This is a genomic window from Pseudomonas sp. P1_F1_2, from assembly GCF_056405815.1.
Map to the genome: position 1 here is coordinate 58,982 of NZ_JBFUBK010000001.1, position 23,683 is coordinate 82,664.

26 protein-coding genes are annotated in these 23,683 nt (G+C 59.3%); 11 read left to right on the plus strand and 15 right to left on the minus strand.

Translation table 11 applies throughout. The features are described 5' to 3' along the window. Nucleotides 1-11: 11 nt before the first annotated feature. A complete protein-coding gene (gene clpA / locus AC1D2P_RS00255; protein ID WP_046032479.1) occupies nt 12-2,282 on the plus strand; it encodes an ATP-dependent Clp protease ATP-binding subunit ClpA in 2,271 nt (756 codons plus the stop codon). An 831-nt stretch (nt 2,283-3,113) separates the two neighbouring features. Here the strand turns inward: clpA and infA are convergent. The 4 genes from infA to trxB form a co-directional block, all read right to left on the minus strand. Then, nucleotides 3,114-3,332 carry a translation initiation factor IF-1 gene (infA, locus tag AC1D2P_RS00260; protein WP_002553999.1) on the minus strand — a complete coding sequence of 73 codons (219 nt, stop codon included), beginning with the start codon at nt 3,330-3,332 and terminating at the stop codon, nt 3,114-3,116. A gap of 100 nt (nt 3,333-3,432) precedes the next feature. Beyond that, on the minus strand, nt 3,433-4,140 hold the full coding sequence (locus tag AC1D2P_RS00265) for an arginyltransferase (protein ID WP_046032478.1): 708 nt from the start codon (nt 4,138-4,140) through the stop codon (nt 3,433-3,435). A gap of 57 nt (nt 4,141-4,197) precedes the next feature. Next, complete coding sequence (aat, locus tag AC1D2P_RS00270; protein WP_223524416.1) at nt 4,198-4,878, minus strand: leucyl/phenylalanyl-tRNA--protein transferase; 681 nt, start codon at nt 4,876-4,878, stop codon at nt 4,198-4,200. 64 nt (nt 4,879-4,942) lie between these two features. After that, nucleotides 4,943-5,902, minus strand: coding sequence for a thioredoxin-disulfide reductase (trxB, locus tag AC1D2P_RS00275; RefSeq protein WP_477758194.1), 960 nt, complete (start codon nt 5,900-5,902; stop codon nt 4,943-4,945). A 307-nt stretch (nt 5,903-6,209) separates the two neighbouring features. Between trxB and AC1D2P_RS00280 the strand changes: the two genes are divergently transcribed. The 6 genes from AC1D2P_RS00280 (at nt 6,210) to cysG (ending at nt 13,848) form a co-directional block, all read left to right on the plus strand. Next, the gene (locus AC1D2P_RS00280; RefSeq protein ID WP_046032475.1) at nt 6,210-8,618 is read left to right on the plus strand and encodes a DNA translocase FtsK; all 2,409 of its coding nucleotides are present in this window, start codon (nt 6,210-6,212) and stop codon (nt 8,616-8,618) included. Between the two features lie 79 nt (nt 8,619-8,697). Beyond that, nucleotides 8,698-9,321, plus strand: a complete 624-nt coding sequence (gene lolA, locus AC1D2P_RS00285) for an outer membrane lipoprotein periplasmic chaperone LolA (RefSeq protein ID WP_477758196.1) — start codon at nt 8,698-8,700, stop codon at nt 9,319-9,321. 138 nt (nt 9,322-9,459) lie between these two features. Further along, a complete protein-coding gene (locus AC1D2P_RS00290) occupies nt 9,460-10,782 on the plus strand; it encodes a replication-associated recombination protein A (RefSeq protein ID WP_477758197.1) in 1,323 nt (440 codons plus the stop codon). Then, the gene (gene crcB / locus AC1D2P_RS00295; protein WP_046032473.1) at nt 10,782-11,156 is read left to right on the plus strand and encodes a fluoride efflux transporter CrcB; all 375 of its coding nucleotides are present in this window, start codon (nt 10,782-10,784) and stop codon (nt 11,154-11,156) included. Before AC1D2P_RS00290 ends, crcB begins: the two co-directional genes overlap by 1 nt. Nucleotides 11,157-11,172: 16 nt before the next feature. After that, nucleotides 11,173-12,453: a serine--tRNA ligase gene (gene serS / locus AC1D2P_RS00300; RefSeq protein ID WP_477758198.1), complete on the plus strand. Its 1,281-nt coding sequence runs from the start codon at nt 11,173-11,175 to the stop codon at nt 12,451-12,453. Beyond that, complete coding sequence (gene cysG / locus AC1D2P_RS00305; protein WP_109786594.1) at nt 12,454-13,848, plus strand: siroheme synthase CysG; 1,395 nt, start codon at nt 12,454-12,456, stop codon at nt 13,846-13,848. A 135-nt stretch (nt 13,849-13,983) separates the two neighbouring features. Here the strand turns inward: cysG and AC1D2P_RS00310 are convergent, their stop codons facing one another. The 9 genes from AC1D2P_RS00310 to AC1D2P_RS00350 all read right to left on the minus strand — a co-directional run bounded on the left by AC1D2P_RS00310 (nt 13,984) and on the right by AC1D2P_RS00350 (nt 18,996). Further along, nucleotides 13,984-14,985 carry a glutathione S-transferase family protein gene (locus AC1D2P_RS00310; RefSeq protein WP_477758199.1) on the minus strand — a complete coding sequence of 334 codons (1,002 nt, stop codon included), beginning with the start codon at nt 14,983-14,985 and terminating at the stop codon, nt 13,984-13,986. A gap of 90 nt (nt 14,986-15,075) precedes the next feature. Further along, nucleotides 15,076-16,077: a glycosyl transferase family protein gene (locus tag AC1D2P_RS00315; protein WP_223524429.1), complete on the minus strand. Its 1,002-nt coding sequence runs from the start codon at nt 16,075-16,077 to the stop codon at nt 15,076-15,078. Then, nucleotides 16,074-16,409, minus strand: coding sequence for a TusE/DsrC/DsvC family sulfur relay protein (locus AC1D2P_RS00320; protein ID WP_046032468.1), 336 nt, complete (start codon nt 16,407-16,409; stop codon nt 16,074-16,076). Before AC1D2P_RS00320 ends, AC1D2P_RS00315 begins: the two co-directional genes overlap by 4 nt. After that, nucleotides 16,406-16,699 (minus strand): sulfurtransferase complex subunit TusB, encoded by a 294-nt coding sequence (gene tusB / locus AC1D2P_RS00325; RefSeq protein ID WP_109786591.1) that lies wholly within the window; start codon nt 16,697-16,699, stop codon nt 16,406-16,408. The genes AC1D2P_RS00320 and tusB overlap by 4 nt, the downstream gene beginning before the upstream one ends. Beyond that, entirely contained in the window at nt 16,699-17,061 is a 363-nt protein-coding gene (tusC, locus tag AC1D2P_RS00330) for a sulfurtransferase complex subunit TusC (RefSeq protein WP_477758200.1), read from the minus strand. The genes tusB and tusC overlap by 1 nt, the downstream gene beginning before the upstream one ends. Before the next feature lies 1 nt (nt 17,062). Beyond that, nucleotides 17,063-17,455 (minus strand): sulfurtransferase complex subunit TusD, encoded by a 393-nt coding sequence (tusD, locus tag AC1D2P_RS00335; protein ID WP_223524436.1) that lies wholly within the window; start codon nt 17,453-17,455, stop codon nt 17,063-17,065. A 212-nt stretch (nt 17,456-17,667) separates the two neighbouring features. Continuing rightward, complete coding sequence (locus AC1D2P_RS00340; RefSeq protein WP_109786588.1) at nt 17,668-18,372, minus strand: YoaK family protein; 705 nt, start codon at nt 18,370-18,372, stop codon at nt 17,668-17,670. A gap of 25 nt (nt 18,373-18,397) precedes the next feature. Then, a complete protein-coding gene (locus AC1D2P_RS00345) occupies nt 18,398-18,727 on the minus strand; it encodes a DUF6388 family protein (RefSeq protein WP_109786666.1) in 330 nt (109 codons plus the stop codon). 20 nt (nt 18,728-18,747) lie between these two features. Beyond that, nucleotides 18,748-18,996, minus strand: coding sequence for a hypothetical protein (locus tag AC1D2P_RS00350; protein WP_034146936.1), 249 nt, complete (start codon nt 18,994-18,996; stop codon nt 18,748-18,750). Between the two features lie 149 nt (nt 18,997-19,145). Here AC1D2P_RS00350 and AC1D2P_RS00355 point away from each other — a divergent pair, with 149 nt between their 5' ends. Then, nucleotides 19,146-19,496, plus strand: a complete 351-nt coding sequence (locus AC1D2P_RS00355; RefSeq protein ID WP_046032462.1) for a hypothetical protein — start codon at nt 19,146-19,148, stop codon at nt 19,494-19,496. Between the two features lie 5 nt (nt 19,497-19,501). Here AC1D2P_RS00355 and AC1D2P_RS00360 read toward each other — a convergent pair whose 3' ends face one another. Then, complete coding sequence (locus tag AC1D2P_RS00360; protein ID WP_046032461.1) at nt 19,502-19,930, minus strand: GNAT family N-acetyltransferase; 429 nt, start codon at nt 19,928-19,930, stop codon at nt 19,502-19,504. 146 nt (nt 19,931-20,076) lie between these two features. Here AC1D2P_RS00360 and AC1D2P_RS00365 point away from each other — a divergent pair, with 146 nt between their 5' ends. Together AC1D2P_RS00365 and AC1D2P_RS00370 are read left to right on the plus strand one after the other, a co-directional pair. Continuing rightward, entirely contained in the window at nt 20,077-20,514 is a 438-nt protein-coding gene (locus AC1D2P_RS00365) for a hemerythrin domain-containing protein (RefSeq protein ID WP_477758201.1), read from the plus strand. A gap of 148 nt (nt 20,515-20,662) precedes the next feature. Then, nucleotides 20,663-21,256, plus strand: coding sequence for an NUDIX domain-containing protein (locus AC1D2P_RS00370; RefSeq protein WP_477758202.1), 594 nt, complete (start codon nt 20,663-20,665; stop codon nt 21,254-21,256). Between the two features lie 6 nt (nt 21,257-21,262). On the opposite strand, the gene AC1D2P_RS00375 is transcribed toward AC1D2P_RS00370, so the two are convergent. After that, nucleotides 21,263-21,778, minus strand: coding sequence for a methylated-DNA--[protein]-cysteine S-methyltransferase (locus AC1D2P_RS00375; RefSeq protein ID WP_223524449.1), 516 nt, complete (start codon nt 21,776-21,778; stop codon nt 21,263-21,265). A 150-nt stretch (nt 21,779-21,928) separates the two neighbouring features. On the opposite strand from AC1D2P_RS00375, the gene ggt reads away from it, so the two are divergent. After that, nucleotides 21,929-23,656, plus strand: a complete 1,728-nt coding sequence (gene ggt, locus AC1D2P_RS00380; protein WP_477758203.1) for a gamma-glutamyltransferase — start codon at nt 21,929-21,931, stop codon at nt 23,654-23,656. The last annotated feature ends 27 nt before the right edge of the window (nt 23,657-23,683 follow it).

Here is a 23,683-nt window from a genome sequence, read left to right on the forward strand (position 1 = left end):
GAGGTGAAGCTATGTTAAACCGCGAGCTCGAAGTCACCCTCAATCTTGCCTTCAAGGAGGCTCGTTCGAAGCGTCATGAGTTCATGACCGTCGAACATCTCCTGCTGGCCCTATTGGACAATGAGGCTGCCGCCACCGTTTTGCGTGCCTGCGGCGCAAACCTCGACAAACTCAAGCATGACCTGCAGGAGTTCATTGACTCCACCACGCCTTTGATCCCCGTGCATGACGAGGATCGTGAAACCCAGCCAACCCTGGGCTTCCAGCGTGTACTGCAGCGTGCTGTGTTCCACGTACAGAGCTCGGGCAAGCGTGAAGTGACTGGCGCCAACGTGCTGGTCGCGATCTTCAGTGAGCAAGAGAGTCAGGCGGTGTTTCTGCTGAAACAGCAGAGCGTAGCGCGCATTGATGTCGTCAACTACATCGCTCATGGCATTTCCAAAGTGCCGGGGCATGGCGATCACTCTGAAGGTGAGCAAGATATGCAGGACGACGAGGGCGGTGAGTCTTCTTCTTCAGGCAATCCGCTGGATGCTTATGCCAGCAATCTCAATGAACTTGCGCGCCAGGGTCGAATTGATCCATTGGTAGGTCGTGAGCTGGAAGTCGAGCGCGTTGCTCAGATTCTGGCGCGTCGTCGCAAAAACAATCCGCTGTTGGTGGGCGAGGCGGGCGTGGGTAAAACCGCGATTGCCGAAGGCCTGGCCAAGCGCATTGTCGACAACCAGGTGCCGGACCTTCTGGCCAACAGCGTGGTGTATTCCCTCGACTTGGGCGCCTTGCTGGCCGGGACTAAATACCGTGGCGATTTCGAGAAGCGCTTCAAGGCGCTGCTCAATGAACTGAAAAAACGTCCGCAGGCGATCCTGTTCATCGACGAAATCCACACCATCATCGGTGCAGGTGCCGCGTCCGGTGGCGTCATGGATGCCTCGAACCTGCTCAAGCCGCTGCTGTCCTCGGGTGATATCCGTTGCATCGGTTCGACTACGTTCCAGGAATTTCGCGGGATTTTCGAGAAGGACCGTGCCTTGGCCCGGCGCTTCCAGAAAGTCGATGTGTCGGAGCCTTCGGTGGAAGACACCATTGGCATCCTGCGCGGCCTGAAAGGCCGTTTCGAGGCACACCACAACATCGAATACAGTGATGAAGCGCTGCGTGCGGCGGCTGAACTGGCTTCGCGCTATATCAATGACCGTCACATGCCGGACAAGGCCATTGACGTGATCGACGAGGCGGGCGCCTATCAGCGTCTGCAACCGATCGAGAAACGTGTGAAGCGCATCGAGGTGCCTCAGGTCGAGGACATCGTTGCGAAAATCGCGCGGATTCCGCCTAAGCACGTCACCAGCTCCGACAAAGAGCTGCTGCGTAACCTTGAGCGTGACCTGAAGCTGACCGTATTTGGCCAGGATGCCGCCATCGATTCGTTGTCGACGGCGATCAAACTGTCCCGTGCCGGCCTCAAGTCGCCTGACAAGCCTGTCGGTTCGTTCCTGTTCGCAGGGCCGACCGGTGTCGGTAAAACCGAAGCGGCGCGTCAGTTGGCCAAGGCGTTGGGCATCGAGCTGGTTCGTTTCGACATGTCCGAGTACATGGAGCGCCACACCGTATCGCGTCTGATCGGTGCACCTCCGGGTTATGTCGGGTTCGATCAGGGCGGCCTGCTGACCGAAGCCATCACCAAGCAGCCTCACTGCGTGCTGTTGCTCGATGAAATCGAGAAGGCGCACCCGGAAGTCTTCAACCTGCTGCTGCAGGTCATGGACCACGGTACGCTGACCGATAACAACGGGCGCAAGGCGGATTTCCGTAACGTGATCGTCATCATGACGACCAACGCCGGTGCCGAAACAGCTGCGCGTGCTTCGATTGGTTTCACGCACCAGGACCACTCGTCCGATGCGATGGAAGTGATCAAGAAAAGCTTCACGCCGGAGTTCCGCAACCGTCTGGACACCATTATCCAGTTTGGTCGCCTCAGTCACGAGGTCATCAAGAGCGTGGTGGACAAGTTCCTTACCGAGCTTCAGGCGCAGCTGGAAGACAAGCGCGTGCAGCTGGAAGTAACGGACGCCGCGCGCAGTTGGCTGGCAGCAGGTGGTTACGACACGGCAATGGGCGCTCGACCAATGGCGCGTTTGATCCAGGACAAGATCAAGCGTCCGCTGGCCGAAGAGATCCTCTTTGGCGAACTGGCCGACCATGGTGGCGTGGTGCACATCGACCTGAAGGACGGCGAGCTGACCTTCGAGTTCGAGACCACGGCTGAAATGGCCTGACGGCTGTAAAGCGAAAAGGCGCCTTCGGGCGCCTTTTTGTTGTCTATTAGATTTGGTGTATATCCGTTGCTGCGGTAACGGCTGCTTAGGGTTTCGCCCTTACGGCGACTCACTTTTTTTACAAGCGCCTAAAAAAAGTAAGCAAAAAAACGCTCGCCCCGAGCGTCCGGCCCCTCGCTTGGGCTCGGCGTTCCTTCGCTCCGGTATCCATCTTGGGGCATTGCCCTCCGGTCTGCTTCGCTACGACCTACATGCAATGTGTTCGACTGCGTCGAACGGCGCTGCGCGCCAATCCCCAGATGAATACCTCCACTCAGCCTCCCGAAGGGGCGGGCAGATCAAAATCAGCCGAGGCGGCCTGATAGCCGGCCTCTTGCGGGTGTGCGTGAACTCCATGTAGGAGCTGACGAAGGTTGCGATCTTTGATCTTGCTTTGACTTTGGTTTTTGACGTTGATCTTGATTTTGATCTTTTGCCCCTTCGGCAGGCCGAGCGTAGGTGTTCATCAGGGGATTAGGCGCGTAGCGCCGTGCGGCGAAGCCGCACACATCGAGAGGAGGTCGTAGCGAAGCAGACCGTAGGCGATGTCCCCTGATGGATACCGTAGCGAGGGAACACTGAGCTTTAGCGAAGTGCCGTACGCCGGGGCAAAGCCTTTTGGTTCCTTTTTGGCGTTTGAAAAAGGGACTCGCTGTAAGAGCGAAACCATAATCAGCCATCACCGCAGCAACGGATATACACCCAAAACCCAAAACCCAAAACCCAAAACCCCACCAAATCGCAGGCAAACAAAAACGCCCGGCAGAAACCGGGCGTTTTGTATTGACTTGATTAGCGAGCGCGGTAAGTGATGCGCCCTTTGCTCAAGTCATAGGGCGTCAGCTCGACGCGCACTTTGTCGCCGGTAAGAATACGAATGTAGTTCTTGCGCATCTTGCCGGAGATATGCGCGGTTACGACGTGCCCATTTTCCAACTCCACACGAAACATGGTGTTGGGCAGGGTGTCGACGACAGTGCCTTCCATTTCGAAGCTGTCTTCTTTCGACATGCAGTAAAGCCCTCGGTGTCCAATGAATGGCCCGGTGCAACTGCGCCAGGCAAAAGCGGCGTGCATTGTGCCCGAAAAATGGGGTTTAAGCCAAGGGGTTCTAGTTCAGGATGACCCAGCGTTGATTAATCAGCAGCTCGATTGGGCGATATTGTGTCTTGTAGCTCATTTTTTTGCAGTTTTTGATCCAGTAGCCGAGGTAGACGGCTTCCAGTCCGAGGCGTCGGGTCTCGGCAATCTGCCAGAGGATCGCGTATCGCCCCAGGCTACGGCGTTCTGCATCGGGTTCGTAAAAGGTATAAACCGCCGACAGACCGTTGGGCAGTAAATCGGTGACGGCTACCGCGAGCAGTCGGCCTTCAAGGCGAAACTCATAGAAGCGCGAGAACGGCAGGTCGCGAACCAGGAAGGTCGAAAACTGATCGCGACTCGGCGGGTACATATCGCCGTCGGCGTGACGCTGTTCGATGTAGCGCTGATAGAGGTCGAAATACTCTTCGCTGAACTGTGCCCTGGCGGGGCGGACCTGCAGGTCGGCGTTGCGTTTGAAGATACGTTTCTGTTGGCGGTTGGGGGTGAATTGCGCCACGGGGATGCGCGCCGGCACGCACGCATTGCAGTTTTGGCAATGAGGCCGGTAGAGATGATCGCCGCTGCGCCGAAAACCCATTTCAGACAAATCTGCGTAGACATGCACGTCCATGGGCTGGCTAGGGTCGAGAAACAGGGTCGTGGCCTGTTCATCTGGCAGATAGCTGCAAGAGTGGGGCTGAGTGGCATAAAACTTCAAACGCGCCAACTCGGTCATGATCAACCCTCGGAATAAGCTTGTGAATTAAGTGTAAGCCACACGCGCAAAAGCCGCTCAGGAAACCCATGTGGCGCGGTTGGGTTGATCCAGGTGTTGCGCCAGATAGCCGGCAAATTCACGGCGAGGAATCGCCCGGGCGCCAAGGCTGTGCAGATGGTCGGTCGGCATCTGGCAGTCGATCAGCACAAACCCCGAGTCTTTCAGGTGCCGTACGAGCGTCGCAAAACCAAATTTCGAGGCGTTATCGGCTCGGCTGAACATGGACTCGCCGAAGAACAGCTGTCCCATCGCCAGGCCGTAGAGTCCGCCGACCAGCTCGTCCTGATCCCAGACTTCCACCGAATGGGCATGGCCACGCCTGTGCAGTTCAGTGTAAGCGTCTTGCATGGCCTGGGTGATCCAGGTGCCGTCGGCGTAATCACGCGGTGCGGCGCACGCGCGGATGACGGCGGTGAAATCCTGATCGAAGGTCACGGTATAGCGCTGTTGACGCAGAAATTTGGCCAGGCTGCGGGAAACATGCAGTTCGTCGGGAAACAGCACGGTGCGTGGATCTGGCGACCACCAGAGAATGGGCTGGCCCTCGGAAAACCACGGAAAACAACCGTGGCGATAGGCTTGAATCAGACGATCGGCAGACAGATCGCCACCCGCCGCCAGCAGCCCGTTGGGGTCGCGCATGGCTTTTTCCAGTGGGGGGAAGGTCAGGGTATTGCGTTGTAACCAAGTCAGCATGGCATCCGGGCTTGCAGAAGGGGAGGGCGGTGGCGGGCTGCTAGGCCCGCCTTAAAGTGTGCCGTTAAACGGCGGGAATGTCGTCGAGGTATTTCTCGGCATCCAGCGCGGCCATGCAGCCAGCCCCGGCCGACGTGACGGCTTGGCGGTAAACGTGATCGGCGACATCGCCGGCGGCAAACACGCCGGGGATTTCGGTGGCGGTGGCGTCGCCGTCGTTGCCGCTCCTGACCCGCAGATAACCGTCGCGCATGGGCAACTGATCGATAAACAGATCGGTATTGGGTTTGTGGCCGATGGCAATGAATACGCCGGCCAGCGCCAATTCACGGGTTTCGCCAGTGAGGCTGTCGCGCAGTCGGGCGCCAGTCACTCCGCTGGCGTCACCCAACACTTCATCCAGATGCTGGTTCCAATGCAGGCGAATGTTGCCGTTGGCGGCTTTTTCGAACAGTTTGTCCTGCAGGATCTTTTCCGAGCGCAACTTATCGCGACGGTGAATCAAATGGACTTCCTTGGCGATGTTCGACAGATACAAGGCTTCCTCGACAGCGGTATTGCCGCCGCCGACCACTGCGACCACCTGATTGCGATAGAAGAAACCGTCGCACGTGGCGCAGGCTGAAACCCCTTTGCCGGCAAATGTCTCTTCCGAGGGCAGTCCCAGGTATTGCGCCGAAGCGCCAGTGGCGATTATCAGTGCGTCGCAGGTGTAGGTGCCGCCGTCGCCGATCAGTTCGAAGGGGCGTTGTTGCAACTTGGCGGTATGGATGTGGTCGTAAACGATCTCTGTGTCAAAGCGTTCGGCGTGGCGTTGCATGCGCTCCATCAATACCGGGCCGGTGAGTCCTTCGGCATCGCCGGGCCAGTTGTCGACTTCGACGGTGGTGGTGAGCTGGCCACCGGCCTGTATGCCGGTAATGACAACGGGTTTGAGGTTGGCGCGGGCGGCATAAACGGCTGCGCTGTAACCGGCAGGGCCGGAACCCAGAATGATCAGGCGTGAATGCTTCGCTTTGCTCATAAAAACACCTCATAAGCCTTTGTCACAAAAGAGAATGCATGCTCAAATTGAACGCATATCATGGTGCTTTTGACTATGCTACACCTAGCGCCACAAGCATGGCATCGAACGAACAAACCCGTACAATGCCTGCCTGTATAGAGGGTTGTAACAAAATAAGCAGTGCGCGCCGTGTTTATAAAAGACGGGGTGCAGTGTTAAAAGTAGTCCCAGTTGCGCCTGTTAACTTTTTTACCTGCCTGGATTGGGCAGTTTTTTATAGTCTTTCAACAGATGGACGCGCCCCAGGCGCAGGAAAAGTAGCGTTTTGAAGAAATCCACCGCAGCACCCAAAACAGTCGTTCCACTCTGGCGCCAGCATTTGCACTACCGGCTCAAGGAAGGTGCATTGATCGCCATCGGTGCCTTGTGCCTGTTCCTGATGATGGCCTTGCTGACCTACGGCAAGGACGATCCGGGCTGGAGCCATAACAGCAAGATTGATGACGTGCAGAACTTCGGGGGGCCGGCTGGTTCCTACAGCGCCGACATCCTGTTCATGGTGCTGGGTTACTTCGCCTACATTTTCCCGTTGCTGCTGGCGGTCAAGGTGTATCAGATCTTCCGTCAGCGTCACGAGCCGTGGCAATGGAGTGGCTGGCTGTTCTCCTGGCGCCTGATCGGCCTGGTGTTCCTGGTGCTGTCCGGCGCGGCGTTGGCGCACATCCATTTTCACGCTGCCACCGGTCTGCCGGCGGGCGCTGGCGGTGCTTTGGGCGAAAGCCTCGGCGATCTGGCCAGGAATGCGCTGAATATCCAGGGCAGCACACTGCTGTTCATCGCGCTGTTCCTGTTCGGCCTGACGGTGTTCACCGACCTGTCGTGGTTCAAGGTGATGGACGTCACCGGCAAGATTACCCTCGACCTGTTCGAGCTGTTCCAGGGCGCGGCCAATCGCTGGTGGGCGGCTCGTACCGAGCGCAAGCAACTGGTTGCGCAGCTGCGTGAAGTTGATGATCGCGTCCATGACGTGGTCGCGCCGACCGTCACCGACAAGCGCGAGCAGGCCAAGGTCAAGGAGCGCCTGATCGAACGTGAGCAGGCCCTGAGCAAGCACATGTCGGAACGCGAAAAGCAGGTACCACCCGTCATCGCGCCAGCCCCGCCGAAGCCGGTGGCACCGAGCAAGCGTGTGGAAAAAGAGAAACAGGCCCCATTGTTCGTCGACAGTGCGGTGGAAGGCACCTTGCCGCCGATCTCGATTCTCGACCCCGCAGAAAAAAAACAACTCAATTACTCGCCCGAATCCCTGGCCGCGGTTGGCCATTTGCTGGAAATCAAGCTCAAGGAGTTCGGCGTCGAAGTCACGGTGGATTCGATTCACCCGGGCCCGGTGATTACCCGTTACGAAATTCAACCGGCCGCCGGTGTGAAAGTCAGCCGCATTTCCAACCTGGCGAAAGACCTGGCGCGTTCCCTGGCCGTGACCAGCGTGCGTGTGGTTGAGGTGATTCCCGGCAAGACCACCGTCGGTATCGAGATTCCCAATGAAGACCGCCAGATCGTGCGCTTTTCCGAAGTACTGTCGACGCCCGAGTACGACAACTTCAAATCGCCGGTTACCCTGGCCCTGGGTCATGACATCGGTGGCAAGCCGGTCATCACTGACCTGGCAAAAATGCCTCACCTGCTGGTGGCGGGTACCACCGGTTCCGGTAAGTCGGTGGGTGTGAACGCCATGATCCTGTCGATCCTGTTCAAGTCTGGCCCGGAAGACGCCAAGCTGATCATGATTGACCCGAAAATGCTTGAACTGTCGATCTACGAAGGCATTCCGCATTTGCTGTGCCCCGTCGTGACCGACATGAAGGACGCGGCCAACGCCCTGCGCTGGAGCGTGGCGGAGATGGAGCGTCGCTACAAACTGATGGCGAAGATGGGCGTGCGTAACCTGTCCGGCTTCAACGCCAAGGTCAAGGAAGCCCAGGACGCCGGCACGCCGCTGACCGATCCGTTGTACAAGCGCGAAAGCATTCACGACGAAGCCCCGCTGCTGACCAAGCTGCCGACCATCGTCGTGGTCGTCGACGAATTTGCCGACATGATGATGATCGTCGGCAAGAAGGTGGAAGAGCTGATCGCCCGTATCGCCCAGAAGGCTCGTGCCGCCGGTATCCACTTGATCCTCGCGACCCAGCGTCCGTCGGTTGACGTGATCACCGGCCTGATCAAGGCCAACATCCCCACGCGCATGGCGTTCCAGGTGTCGAGCAAGATCGACTCCCGGACCATCATCGACCAGGGTGGCGCCGAGCAACTGCTGGGTCATGGTGACATGTTGTATATGCCGCCTGGCACCAGCCTGCCGATTCGTGTTCACGGCGCATTCGTGTCCGATGATGAAGTTCACCGCGTCGTGGAAGCCTGGAAGCTGCGCGGTGCACCTGAATACAACGACGACATCCTCAACGGTGTCGAAGAGGCCGGCAGTGGCTTCGAAGGCAGCAGCGGTGGCGGCGACGGCGACGATCCGGAAGCCGACGCGTTGTACGACGAAGCAGTGCAGTTCGTCCTGGAAAGCCGTCGTGCGTCCATTTCTGCGGTTCAGCGCAAACTGAAAATTGGCTACAACCGCGCCGCACGCATGATCGAAGCCATGGAAATGGCCGGGGTCGTGACGTCCATGAACACCAACGGTTCGCGTGAAGTCCTGGCGCCTGGCCCGGTACGCGACTGATTTGAATTGCCTCCTTGAATTGAAAAGCGGGTGACGCAGATGCGCCACCCGATCCCCCACGAATGTTATGAGGACTCCCATGCGTCTTATCCGCATGCTGTTGCTGCCGGTACTGGCTTTGACCACGCTCTCGGCCCACGCCGATGACAAAGACGTGGCGCGTTTGACTCAATTGCTGGAAAAATCCCAGACCCTGACCGCACGCTTCTCCCAGTTGACCCTCGATGGCAGTGGCACCCAGCTGCAAGAAACCACTGGTGACATGACCCTGCAGCGTCCGGGCCTGTTCTACTGGCACACCAATGCGCCGGCCGAGCAGACCATGGTCTCCGATGGCAAGAAAGTCACCTTGTGGGACCCGGATCTGGAACAGGCCACCATCAAGAAGCTCGATGAACGCCTGACCCAGACCCCGGCGCTGCTGCTGTCCGGTGATGTGTCGAAGATCAGCCAGAGCTTCGAGATCAGCGCCAAGGAAGCCGGCGGCGTGATTGATTTCACCTTGAAGCCGAAAACCAAGGACACCTTGTTCGACAGCCTGCGCCTGTCGTTCCGCAATGGTTTGCTCAACGACATGCAAATGATCGACAGCGTCGGTCAGCGCACCAATATCCTGTTCACCGGCGTGAAGGCCAACGAAGCGGTTCCTGCGTCCAAGTTCAAGTTCGACATCCCCAAGGGTGCCGATGTAATCCAGGAATAAACGCTTAACCTGTAGGAGCGAGCCTGCTCGCGATTCGATGGGTCAGTCACCGCTTCACTGTCTGACCCAGCGCTATCGCGAGCAGGCTCACTCCTACAGGGTTAATGATCGGCAAAATAGAGGTTTCAACAGTACGTCATGGACCTGTTTCGCAGTGCCCCGATCGCTCAACCCTTGGCCGCTCGCTTGCGAGCAGCCAATCTGGACGAGTACGTCGGTCAGGAACACCTGCTCGCTCGCGGCAAGCCATTGCGCGAAGCCCTGGAGCAGGGAGCCCTGCACTCGATGATTTTCTGGGGCCCGCCGGGTGTGGGCAAAACCACCCTGGCGCGGCTGTTGGCGGAAGTCTCGGATGCGCACTTCGAAACGGTCTCGGCCGTGCTGGCCGGCGTCAAGGAAATCCGTCAGGCGGTGGAAATCGCCAAGCAACAGGCCGGGCAGTACGGCCGGCGCACCATCCTGTTCGTTGATGAGGTGCACCGCTTCAACAAATCGCAGCAGGATGCATTCCTGCCGTACGTTGAAGACGGCACGTTGATTTTCATTGGTGCGACCACCGAAAACCCCTCTTTCGAACTCAATAACGCGTTGCTCTCCCGGGCACGCGTCTATGTGCTCAAAAGCCTCGACGAAGCGGCCCTGCGCAAGTTGGTGCAACGCGCACTGACTGAAGAGCGTGGTCTGGGCAAACGGCAACTGAGCCTCAGCGATGAAGGCTTCCAGATGCTGTTGTCTGCCGCCGATGGCGATGGCCGGCGGCTGCTCAACCTGTTGGAAAATGCCTCTGACCTGGCCGAAGACAACGGCGAGATCGGTACCGACCTGCTGCAAAGTCTGCTCGGCGATACCCGTCGACGTTTCGACAAGGGCGGCGAAGCGTTCTACGACCAGATTTCGGCGCTGCATAAATCCGTACGGGGTTCCAACCCCGATGGCGCGCTGTATTGGTTTGCGCGGATGATCGACGGCGGGTGYGATCCGCTGTACCTGGCGCGGCGTGTGGTGCGCATGGCCAGCGAAGACATTGGCAACGCCGACCCGCGCGCCCTGAGCCTGTGCCTGGCGGCGTGGGAAGTGCAGGAGCGTCTGGGCAGCCCCGAAGGCGAGCTGGCGGTGGCCCAGGCCATCACCTATCTGGCTTGTGCGCCGAAAAGCAATGCGGTGTATATGGGCTTCAAGACCGCACTGCGCGCCGCCGCCGAACACGGCTCGCTGGAGGTGCCGCTGCATCTGCGCAATGCGCCGACCAAACTGATGAAGCAGTTGGGTTATGGCGATGAATACCGCTATGCCCACGATGAACCGGACGCCTATGCCGCCGGCGAAGATTATTTCCCGGAAGAGCTGGACCCGATTCCGTTCTATCAGCCGGTGCCGCGTGGCCTGGAATTGAAGATTGGTGAAAAGCTCAATCACCTGGCCAAACTCGATCGTTTAAGCCCCCGGCAGCGGAGAAAATAGTGCTTCCAGTGATCGTTGCGGTTTCCGTCGGCGGGATGGCCGGTACGTTGTTGCGCTTTGCCACGGGCAACTGGATCAACGCTAATTGGCCGCGGCACTTCTATACCGCGACGCTGGCCGTTAATATCGTGGGCTGTTTGCTGATCGGCGTTCTATACGGTCTGTTTTTGATACGCCCGGAGGTGCCGTTTGAGGTGCGTGCCGGGTTGATCGTCGGCTTCCTCGGAGGGCTGACTACTTTTTCATCCTTTTCACTGGATACGGTGCGCTTGCTGGAAAGCGGGCAAGTGCCGCTGGCCCTGGGCTATGCGACGCTCAGCGTATTCGGCGGGCTGCTTGCCACCTGGGCCGGCCTGTCCTTGACCAAACTTTGATAAACGAGAAACCGACATGCTCGATTCCAAACTGTTACGTAGCAACCTTCAGGACGTAGCGGACCGCCTGGCATCCCGTGGCTTTGTGCTGGATGTTGCGCGCATCGAAGCGCTGGAAGAACAGCGCAAGACCGTCCAGACCCGCACCGAAGCACTGCAGGCTGAACGTAATGCCCGTTCCAAATCCATCGGTCAGGCCAAGCAGCGCGGTGAAGACATCTCGCCGTTGATGGCGGATGTCGAGCGCATGGCGAACGAATTGAGCGCTGGTAAAGTCGAGCTGGACGCGATCCAGACCGATCTGGATTCGATCCTGCTGGGCATCCCGAACCTGCCGCACGAATCGGTGCCGGTTGGCGATGACGAAGACGGCAACGTCGAAGTGCGCCGCTGGGGCACTCCGACCGCCTTCGATTTCCCGGTTCAGGACCACGTCGCCCTGGGCGAAAAGTTCGGCTGGCTGGACTTCGAAACCGCCGCCAAGCTGTCGGGTGCGCGTTTCGCCCTGTTGCGTGGCCCGATTGCCCGTCTGCACCGCGCCCTGGCGCAGTTCATGATCAACCTGCACGTCACCGAGCACGGCTACGAAGAGGCTTACACGCCTTATCTGGTTCAGGCCCCGGCATTGCAAGGCACCGGTCAGTTGCCGAAATTCGAAGAAGACCTGTTCAAGATCACTCGCGAAGGCGAAGCCGATCTGTACCTGATCCCGACTGCTGAAGTGTCGCTGACCAACATCGTGGCCGGCGAAATCGTCGATTCGAAACTGCTGCCGATCAAATTCGTTGCCCACACGCCATGCTTCCGCAGTGAAGCCGGTGCGTCGGGTCGTGATACGCGCGGCATGATCCGTCAGCACCAGTTCGACAAAGTCGAAATGGTCCAGGTCGTTGAGCCATCGACCTCGATGGAAGCACTGGAAGGCCTGACCGCCAACGCCGAGAAAGTCCTGCAACTGCTGGAACTGCCTTACCGGACCCTGGCGCTGTGCACCGGCGACATGGGCTTCAGCGCGGTCAAGACCTACGACCTGGAAGTGTGGATTCCGAGCCAGGACAAATACCGCGAGATTTCGTCGTGCTCCAACTGCGGCGACTTCCAGGCCCGTCGTATGCAAGCGCGTTTCCGCAACCCGGAAACCGGCAAGCCTGAGCTGGTTCACACCCTGAACGGTTCTGGYCTGGCAGTCGGTCGTACCCTGGTCGCGGTGCTGGAAAACTATCAGCAGGCCGACGGTTCGATCCGTGTGCCAGAAGTGCTGAAGCCATACATGGGTGGCATTGAGGTCATCGGCTAAATGAACTATCTGCCGCTGTTTCACAACCTGCGCGGCAGTCGTGTGTTGGTCGTCGGTGGGGGGGAAATTGCCTTGCGCAAATCCCGCCTGCTGGCCGATGCCGGTGCGCTGCTGCGGGTGGTTGCACCTGAAATCGAACTGCAACTGCGCGAACTGGTTGCCGGCAGCGGTGGCGAGTGCCTATTGCGTGGTTACATCGAGGCGGATCTGGACGGTTGCGGGCTGATCATTGCCGCCACCGACGACGAATCGTTGAACGCACAAGTCTCCGCCGATGCTCATCGGCGGTGTGTGCCGGTCAATGTGGTAGATGCACCTGCGCTGTGCAGCGTGATTTTCCCGGCGATTGTCGATCGTTCCCCCTTGATTATTGCCGTGTCCAGCGGCGGCGATGCGCCGGTGTTGGCACGCTTGATCCGCGCCAAGATCGAAACCTGGATTCCTTCCACTTATGGTCATCTGGCCGGACTGGCCGCTGGCTTTCGCCATCAGGTGAAAAAACTGTTCCCGGATGTGCAGCAGCGCCGCGCGTTCTGGGAAGACGTATTCCAGGGGCCGATTGCCGACCGCCAGCTAGCCGGACAGGGCGCCGAAGCCAAGCGTCTGCTGCAAGCGAAAGTCGATGGCGAGGCGCCAGTGACCACCGGTGAGGTATATCTGGTGGGCGCAGGCCCGGGGGATCCCGATCTGCTGACGTTCAAGGCGCTGCGCCTGATGCAGCAAGCCGATGTGGTGCTGTACGACCGTCTGGTGGCGCCGGCGATTCTGGAGTTGTGCCGCCGCGACGCCGAGCGGGTCTACGTCGGCAAGCGCCGCGCCGATCACGCTGTGCCGCAGGATCAGATCAACCAGCAATTGGTGGTCCTGGCCAAGGCCGGCAAGCGTGTAGTGCGGTTGAAGGGCGGTGATCCGTTCATCTTCGGTCGCGGCGGTGAAGAGATCGAAGAGCTGGCGGCCCAGGGCATCCCGTTCCAGGTGGTGCCGGGTATCACGGCGGCCAGCGGTTGCGCGGCCTATGCCGGAATTCCGTTGACTCACCGCGATTACGCGCAGTCCGTGCGATTTGTTACCGGACATTTGAAGGACGGTTCCACCGATCTGCCGTGGGCCGATCTGGTCGCGCCGGCGCAGACGTTGGTGTTCTACATGGGCCTGGTGGGCTTGCCGATCATCTGCGAGCAATTGATCAAGCACGGTCGCGGGGCGGACACCCCGGCAGCGTTGATCCAGCAGGGCACCACCGTTAATCAGCGTGTATTCACCGGTACCTTGGCGGATTTGCCACAGTTGGTGGCGGAGCATGAAGTGCATGCGCCGACGCTGGTGATCGTGGGCGAAGTGGTGCAACTGCGCGAGAAACTGGCGTGGTTCGAAGGGGCTCAGGGGCAGGTCTAGAAACCGGCTAACTGATCATTCCCACGCTCTGCGTGGGAATGAATTCCTTGGCGCTCCGCGTCACAAACGGGACGCGGAGCGTCCTTGGCGGCATTCCCACGCGGAGCGTGGGAACGATCAGCATCTGCAAAAATCTCAGGCCCTGCGCCAAACCCCTTTCCCGTTCAACCGCGCCCGATCATGCGGCGCCGTGAAATCCTGCTCTGGCCCCTTAGGCACAACCCCCGTCGGGTTGATGGTCTTGTGGCTGCCGTAGTAGTGGTTCTTGATGTGGGTGAAGTCCACCGTCTCGGCGATTCCCGGCCACTGATAAATCTCACGCAACCAATTCGACAGGTTCGGATAATCGGCAATCCGCCGCAGATTGCACTTGAAGTGCCCGTAGTACACCGCGTCAAAACGGATCAGCGTGGTAAACAGCCGAATATCCGCTTCAGTCAGGTATTCACCCGTCAGATAGCGGTTGGCGCCCAATAGCTGCTCCAGTCGATCCAGTTCTTCAAACAAACCATCGAACGCTTCTTCATAGGCCTGTTGCGACGTTGCAAATCCAGCCCGGTAAACGCCGTTGTTCACCGCGGGGTAAATTCGCTCGTTCAACGCATCGATCTCGGCGCGCAGTGGCTGCGGATAGAAATCCAGGTCATTGCCCGTCAGGTCATCGAATGCGCTGTTGAACATGCGGATGATCTCCGCCGATTCATTGTTGACGATGCGATTCTGCTGCTTGTCCCACAAAACCGGCACCGTGACGCGGCCGGTGTAGTGGGCAGTGTCGGTGGTGTAGCGCTGGTGCATGAAGTCGAGGTGATCGAGCTTGTCGCCGGTGGAGCCCAGGCTCTGGTCGAAGGTCCAGCCGTTTTCCAGCATCAGCCAACTGACTACAGAGACGTCGATCAGGCTGTCGAGGCCTTTGAGTTTGCGCAGGATCAGCGTGCGGTGGGCCCACGGGCAGGCGAGGGACACGTAGAGGTGATAGCGACCGGCCTCGGCGGCAAAGCCACCGACGCCCGTCAGCCCCGGTTTGCCGTCGGTGGTCACCCAGTTGCGACGTTGCGCCTGTTCACGCTGGAAAGCGCCGTCCTTGCTGCTTTCGTACCACTTGTCTTGCCAACGGCCATCGACTAACAAACCCATGTTCAAGACTCCTGAACCAATAATCGTTGGAGTTGAGTCTATTCCCATGAACCTGAACAAAAAGCGCAAAGATCGGGAGAAAATGATCGGTTAAATAGATTTGTTGCGTGCAACCCAAAACTGCTCGGCGGTTTCGAAGGCTTGCTCGCGGCTCTGACCGAGCCCGCGCAAGGCCAGGGCCATGGTCGAAATCAGGGCCATTTGCGGATAGCTGTCGACCACGTCGCCGCGCCAGACGGCCTTCAAATGCTCGGGGTCGAGGGACGCCGGTTTGACGTGACGCTGGGCCGACAGTTGCGGCCATTCTTCATCCCAGCTTTCGCCGCCCGTGGTGCCGTACAAATGGCTGTCGGCGTCCGGGTTGATCTCGATCTCGCCGCCGTCGCCCTTGACCACAATGGCCGTGTCGCCCAGCAAGCCGCTGGCATCGCGATGCACGGCCTGATAGCCGGGGTGGAAAATACTTTGCAGGCCGCAGCGAGCGCCCAGCGGATTGAGGATGCGCGTCAGGGAATGGATCGGCGAACGCAGGCCCAAGGTGTTGCGCAGGTCGATCATGCGCTGGAGTTGCGGCGCCCAATCCACCAGCGGCATGAACGCCAGGCCACCGTTATCGAGTGCATCACCGACCTGTTGCCAGTCGCGGCACAGGGGGATGTTCAGGTCATTGAGCAATTGTTCGCTGTACAGCCGACCGGCCGTGTGTGCGCCCGCGCCGTGCATGAAGATACGCACGCCGTTCTGCGCCAGGCACTTGGCCGCCAGCAGGTACCACGGCAAATGACGTTTCTTGCCGGCATACGTCGGCCAGTCCAGATCGACATTTAAGACGGGAGCTTGCAATCGTTCACGCAGGGCCTCGGTGAAACCGGCCATTTCCTCGGCGCTTTCTTCCTTGTGTCGCAGCAACATCAAAAACGCCCCGAGCTGGGTGTCTTCGACCTTGTCGTCGAGCACCATGCCCATGGCTTCGCGGGCTTCTTCACGTGTCAGGTCGCGGGCGCCGCGCTTGCCTTTACCGAGGATTCGCACGAACTGGGCGAACGGATGCTCGGCGGGTGTTTCGAGGGTCAGCGCTGGGAAGTCGGTCATAAGCAATTCGTCGGTTTGGGCAGGCCCGCCAGTTTCGCGGCGAGTTTGGCGGGGGTGCCTTTGAACAGTCGGTTGAGGTGCAGGCTGTTGCCTTTTTCCGGGCCGAGCTTCAATGCGGTGTATTTGATCAAGGGGCGGGTGGCCGGCGACAGCTGGAACTCGTCGTAGAAACGGCGCAGCAGTTCGAGGATTTCCCAGTGCTCGGGGCTCAACTCGATGTCTTCGGCAGCGGCCAGGGCGGCAGCGACGTCGGCGGACCAGTCACTGAGTTCGACCAGAAAACCGTCCTTGTCCAACTCGATGGCGCGGGCGCCGACCGTCAGGGAATTCATAGCCAACTGTTGACCTTGTCATGGTGAATCGACAGATCGACGAAGGCCGGGTAATCGATGGCCTTGGCCCAGTCCGGGGTTTCAATGGACCGGGCTTGAACATCCTCGGCCAGCACGAAAAGGTTCAGGGCGCGAGTGTTCAACGTATTGAAAGGCGCAGTGCCCGGCTGCAGGGCATACACCGCGTCGCCGCTCAGCAAGAGCGCATCGTTCGCGCCGATCACGCGCAGGCAACTGCTCAGGCGATCGTCGCCGAACGGGGAGTGAGACAACACATGCAAAGTCGACATCAGAGGGTGATCACCTGGTCGTAGCGGTCAATAAGGGCGGTGATTTCGGGAGCGGTCAGCGTCCGGGCTTCTTCGAGCGGCAGGCTGTTCGGGTCCAGCCCACGTTCTGCGGCACTGTCGGCACAGACGAACAGCTCGTCGACACCGAACATCGGCAGGGCTTGCAGGTTGGCGCTCAGGTCTTTTTGTTGCAGGGCCTTGGCGTTCTGTTTCGCGGCGAGCTGGAACACCCCGTCATCGAGAAACAGCAGGCCGATGGGCAGGTCGAAGGCGCCGCCGGCGAGGACGATGTCCAGTGCTTCGCGTGCATTCGGTCCGGACCAGGGTGCCTGACGGCTGATAATCAGCAAGGATTTAGGCATCTTACGCGCCTCCAAAGCAGATCAAACGGTCGGCGTCCTGCACCGCGTCATGCAATTGACCCAGACCGGACAATTCCCATGGTGCGCCCACGGCAACGGCGTCACGTTGATAACGCCCGGCTTCTTCTTCGTTCAATACCCCGCGACGCAGGGCCGCGGCGATACACACGACGCCATCCAGTTGGTGCTCGCTGACAAAGGTGCGCCATTGCTTGGGCACGTCCAGCTCATCTTGCGGCGTGACCACGCTGGCGGACGCGTTGTAGACGCCATCCTGATAAAAAAACAACCGGACAATCTCATGCCCGCCGGCCAGCGCAGCCTGAGCGAACAGCAAGGCGCGGCGCGAGGAGGGCGCATGGGCGGCGGAAAACAGCGCAATGGCGAATTTCATGACGGACTCGATCAACAAACTGCGGCCATGATAAAGCTTTATCGGCGGGGCGGCTAAATCGATGTTGTCTGGGCGGGCCTCATCGTCGGAACGCCGCCCGGAGCAGGCTTACTCCTGCAGGAGGTTGGGTGATGCCTGAGATTGCAGTTTCACCACAACCACCTGCAGGAGTGAGCCTGCTCGCGATAGCGGTCTAACAGGCAACGCCTGAATCAACGCGGCATATACCCCAACTGCCAGCGCCGCGGAATCTTCAACGACACCACCCCCAGCACACCCGCCAGCAATCCGCTGGCGAACAATGCCTGAAGCCCCAAATGATGTTCCAGCACCGCCCCAAGGACAGCCCCGGCGAACATCCCGGTCCAGGGGATCAGTTGCACGCGCCAGCCATTGCGCCGTTCGCCGAGCATCCAGCGCCCCAGCCCCCGTCCGAAGCGCGACAGGGCGCCGGTGACATAGGTCAGGCCAACCGGCAGGCCGTTCACTTCCTCGACGGCGGCATTGAGCATGCCCATGGCGATGATCGCCGCCAGCAGCGCGGGCAATTGTTCGTCGTAAGGCCAGGTGGCGGCCGCGCACAGCAACGCGGCGATGGTCAGCATCAAGGGCAGTGCCCGTCGCCCGCCGAGGCGGCTGACGACAATGCCCAAGGCGTTGCCGACGATGAAGGTGGCCACGAGCAGCAGCAAACGCCCGGTCAGCCCCAGATCGCCGACGCTGATGGCCACGGCGAGCCGCGTGGTGTTGCCGCTCATGAACGAGACAAAATCGCCGCTGGCCATGAAGCCGATGGCGTCGGTCATTCCGGCGAGGACCGAGAGCATGGCCACCAGTGTCATGCCTATGCGCCCACGCCACTTTTGCGTGCGCAGGTGACCGGGGCTGGCGTGGGAGGTTGAGGCGGAAGGCAGCATGGGCGATGACATCCTTGAACGGTGGTTACGGTTGTATCCCGTACAACTCGCAATAGTCCAGCCATTCCATGCCCGCCATTTCCGCCACTTCCTTATGCACTTCCAGGCGTTGGGCTTGATAGTCCGCAGGCGTGGCGGCAGTCATTTGCAGCGTCAGTTCCCAGGCGAACAACCCTTGGCGCTCGGCCTCATCTTCGAACGCTTCATGCAAGCGCTCGTCGCGATACTGCGCCTGGGTTTCACCCTTGGCTTGTGCCAGCAGCGGGTTGAGGTTGTCGAGTTCGTGACGCAGTTCAGGGCGCTCGTCGAGAAACTTCTTCAGCGCCTGCTCGTGTTGCTGTTCGGTTGCCGCCATGGTCGCTCCTTGAGAATGGATTACGAAGACTGCTTCTTGCTGGCCTTGGCCGCTGCCGCCAGGCATTCGAGGGCGAACTGTTCGGTGTAGGTCATCTGGATTGGCGTGGTTTCGCCTTTGACGGTGCGTTCGCCGTCGAGGATGTAACGAATGCGCTTGTCGGTGACGCCAATGCGCTTGGCGATCCAGGAAGGCGTCTGGCCGATCTGGCTGATCAGTTTGTCGGCGTATTCGGTGGTCGGTTTGTAGAATTCGGCGTTGGGTGTCATTGGGCTTTCCAGAAATAGACGCGATGCGGCATGAATGGCGCGACAGGGTGCGCGAATCATCGCGCGGTGTCGCGGTATAAATGAAGTAAAGCAGAACGAAACGGCGCGCCACGGTGATACAGTCCGCTTTTTCTTGATGAGCGAATGCAATGCGAATTCTGATGGTGGCGCTGGCCGTAACGTTGCTGGCGGGATGCGCGGGCTCGGTGATGGACGATGCTCGTACCAAGACCCCGTACAAAACCCTGAACTCGGACAAGCCGTCATTGGCCGTGGCCCAGTGCGTGCAGTTTTCCTGGCAGGACGAAGCGGTATTCGGCGTCGATGCCGCCGCTTATCTGCAGCCTGGCAAAAAGGGCGGGTCGACCGTCTACACGCGGTCGGCGGAGTCCTTTGTGGACGTGACCACCGATGCGTCCGGCACCGTGCTGAGTTACTACGCGCAACATGACGACTTCGTCGCCAAGCGCCGTTTGGCAGCGTTGGCGACCTGTTTGTAAGCGATTCAGGCATTTATCAGGCGCTTCTGAAAAAAGAAGCGCTTGTGGCCGGGCGGGTAGTCGGCAATCTGGCCCAGCTCGCTGTAGCCGAGCTTTTCGTAAAACTTCGGCGCCTGAAAGTCGAAGGTGTCCAGCCAGATCCCCACGCATTCCTTTTCCCGTGCGAGATCTTCGGCCATCTGCATCAACTTCGAGCCCAGGCCCTGTCCCCGGCCCTGTTCGGGCACCGACAGCAATTCGATGTACAACCACTGGTAAAAGAAGCGGCCATACAACCCGCCGAGAATCTCGCCGTGGTCGTCGCGCACCAGCAAGGCCAGCGGTTGCGCATTGGACGGGCCGGCCTGAGCCGCGTTGTAGGCGCGCAGTGGTGTGAGGATGGCCTCACGTTGTTCATCAGTGGGGTTTTGCGACTGTTCAATTCGCAGGGGCATGAGCGACATCCTTATGGCAATGAATCAGGAGCCTAGCGTGGTGATGGCGTTTGTTCTATCCCTGGCGCACCAAAGGAACCGTCGTGGTGGCACGGATGTCTAGCCTAAACAGCATCACCCCGGAACGCCGCCGATGAGGACAACCCGTGAATATTTTCGAAGCCCTGCGCGAAAGCCACGAACGTCAAAGGACCTATGCCAAGGCACTGATCCAAACCAGTGGTGACACCCCGGAGCGGGTCGAGGCTTATCAGCAACTCAAGTCTGAGCTTCAAGCCCACGCTACTGCCGAAGAACGCCACTTCTACATCCCGCTGATGGAATTCGACAACGGCGTCGACCTGAGCCGCCATGCCATCGCCGAACACCACGAGATGGACGAAATGATGGAGGAACTGGACGGCACCGAGATGTCCAGCCCGTCATGGCTTGTGACCGCGAAAAAGCTGTCCGAGAAAGTTCATCATCACCTCAAGGAGGAAGAGCAGAAGTTCTTCCAGATGGCCGGCAAACTGCTCGATGACAAGCAAAAAGAAGCGCTGGCCGGCCAGTACGAGAAGGAATACAAGGCTCAGTTGTCCTGAGCCTGTGGCTGGGCCCGTTAAGGAGCGACACAATCTGTAGCAGCTGGCGAAGCCTGCGTCGGCTGCTACAAGGTTCGCATTAGGGAGATGCCAGGCTTTTTCGTTTTCGCCTACCATGAGCACTTTTCACGAAAAAGGATGCGGTGTCATGGCGAACACAGCCGAACGGGTCAACATCATCCAATCCCAGGTGTTGTCCCACGACTGGTACTTGCTGAAGAAAATCACCTTCGACTATCTACGCAACAACGGCGAGTGGCAGCGCCAGACCCGCGAGGTCTATGACCGTGGCAACGGCGCGGCGATTCTTCTGTTCAATCGCCAGAAGCGAACCGTGGTGCTGACCCGGCAGTTCCGCTTGCCGGTGTTCGTCAACGGCCATGACGGATTACTGATCGAGGTAGCCGCCGGTTTACTTGAAGGTGCCGCGCCGGAAGAACGCATCCGCGCCGAAGCCGAAGAAGAAACCGGTTACCGCGTGCACCATGTGCAGAAGGTCTTCGAGTCGTATATGAGCCCCGGCTCGGTCACTGAAAAACTGCATTTTTTCATCGCCGAATACGACGCTGCTTCAAAAGTCAGCGAAGGCGGTGGGCTGGAAGAAGAGACCGAAGAACTGGAAGTGCTGGAGTGGGCGTTCGATGAGGCACTTGAGGCGTTTTATCGCGGGGAGATCTGCGACGCCAAGACCATCATGCTGCTGCAATATGCGGCGATGAAGAACATCTTCGCGACACCTTAGCGTCCATCAAAACAAATCATCCATCCTGCTGGCGCCTGCCCATTCGCAACCCTCAAGCGTCAGCAAACGTTCCTTCGCCTCAAGCCCTCCGGCGAACCCGGTGAGTTTTCCCGAGGCCCCGATCACCCGATGGCAGGGCGCCACAATCGATATCGGGTTCTTGCCATTCGCGGCTCCCACTGCCCGAACTGCGCTCGGATTGCCGATTTGCTCGGCTATCTGGCTATAGCTGCGTGTTTCTCCGAACGGGATGGTCAGCAGCGCCGCCCACACCTTCTTCTGAAATTCCGTTCCGGCAAAATCCAGTTCCAGCTCGAAGCGATCGCGCGTGCCGGCAAAGTATTCCTGCAACTGCTGAGCGGCGCGTACCAGAATCGGGTTGTCCGGGGCTTCGTGCATCGGGCCAAGCCGAACCCGGTTCGGTTTGTCGTTTTCCCAGAGGATGGCCGCCAGTCTTGCGTCTTTCGCTACCAGCTTCAGTTCGCCAACCGGAGACGCCAGAGTGGTGAAGGTGTAGGTCATGCTGGCGGACTCCGCAGAAGGGCTGAATAGAGGCCCAGCATACTGTTCCGACGGGGAGGCGCAATACGTAATCCCGACCATACTTGCCTGTGCTTTTGAACTGCTCACTCTGTTTTGTGCAGAGCCCAAAAACAAAAAAGAGACCGACTGATGAAGTACGAACCTTTTGCCAAATCGCTCATAGCGACCTCCTTGGCGCTTAGTTGCCTGACTGCCCATGCCGCTTCCGTAGCCCCGGTTGCGGCCGAAAACGGCATGGTGGTCACCGCCCAGCACCTGGCCTCCCAGGTGGGGGTCAATGTGCTCAAGAACGGCGGCAACGCCGTGGATGCCGGCGTCGCGGTGGCGTATGCGCTGGCGGTGGTGTATCCCGCAGCGGGCAACCTCGGTGGCGGCGGTTTCATGACCATTCAACTGGCGGACGGGCGCAAGACGTTCCTCGATTTCCGCGAAAAAGCCCCGCTGGCTGCCACCGCCAACATGTACCTGGATAAAGAAGGCAATGTCATCCCCGACCTCAGCACCCGTGGCCACCTGGCCGTCGGCGTGCCGGGGACTGTGTCCGGCATGGAACTGGCCCTGACCAAGTACGGCACCAAGCCGCGCAAGGAAGTGATTGCCCCGGCGATCAAACTGGCGGAAGACGGTTTTGTCCTGGAGCAGGGCGATGTCGATTTGCTGGACTACGCCACCGACGTGTTCAAGAAAGACATGAAGGACTCGGGCTCGATTTTCCTGAGCAAAGGCGAGCCGATGCAGGTCGGACAAAAACTGGTGCAGAAAGACCTGGCCAAAACCCTGCGGGAAATTTCCGAGAAGGGTGCCGACGGTTTCTATAAAGGGTGGGTCGCCGACGCCATCGTCACGTCCAGTCAGGCCAACAAAGGCATCATCACCCAGGCCGATCTCGACAAATACAAGACCCGAGAACTGGCGCCGATTGAGTGCGATTACCGGGGCTATCACGTGGTGTCGGCACCGCCACCGAGCTCCGGCGGGGTGGTGATCTGCGAGATCATGAACATCCTCGAAGGCTACCCGATCAAAGACCTCGGCTACCACTCGGCCCAGGGCATGCACTATCAGATCGAAGCCATGCGCCACGCTTATGTGGACCGCAACAGCTACCTCGGCGACCCGGACTTCGTGAAAAATCCGATCGCGCATCTGCTGGATAAAAATTACGCCACCAAAATCCGCGATGCCATCGACCCGAAAAAGGCCGCTATCTCCAGCGAGCTCAAACCCGGCGTAGCGCCGCATGAGGGCAGCAACACCACGCACTTCTCCATTGTCGACAAGTGGGGCAATGCGGTGTCGATGACCTACACCCTCAACGACTGGTTTGGCGCTGGCGTCATGGCCAGCAAAACCGGGGTCATCCTCAACGACGAAATGGACGACTTCACCTCGAAAATCGGTGTGCCGAACATGTACGGCCTGGTGCAAGGGGAGGCCAACGCTATCGCACCCGGCAAAGCACCGCTGTCGTCGATGAGCCCGACCATCGTCACCAAGGACGGTAAAGTCGTGATGGTCGTCGGCACCCCGGGCGGCAGCCGCATCATCACTGCGACCTTGCTGACCATGCTCAACGTGATCGACTACGGCATGAACATCCAGGAAGCGGTGGATGCACCGCGGTTCCACCAGCAATGGTTGCCCGAAGAAACCAACCTGGAGACCTTCACCACCAGCCCGGACACGGTGAAAATCCTCGAAAGCTGGGGTCACAAGTTTGCCGGGCCACAGGATGCCAACCACGTGGCGGCAATCCTGGTTGGTGCGCCTTCGCTGGGCGGCAAACCGGTCGGCAAAAACCGTTTCTACGGCGCCAACGACCCACGCCGTAACACCGGGTTGTCACTCGGTTACTAAGGGTTGTGTTTAACAGGGGACGGATCT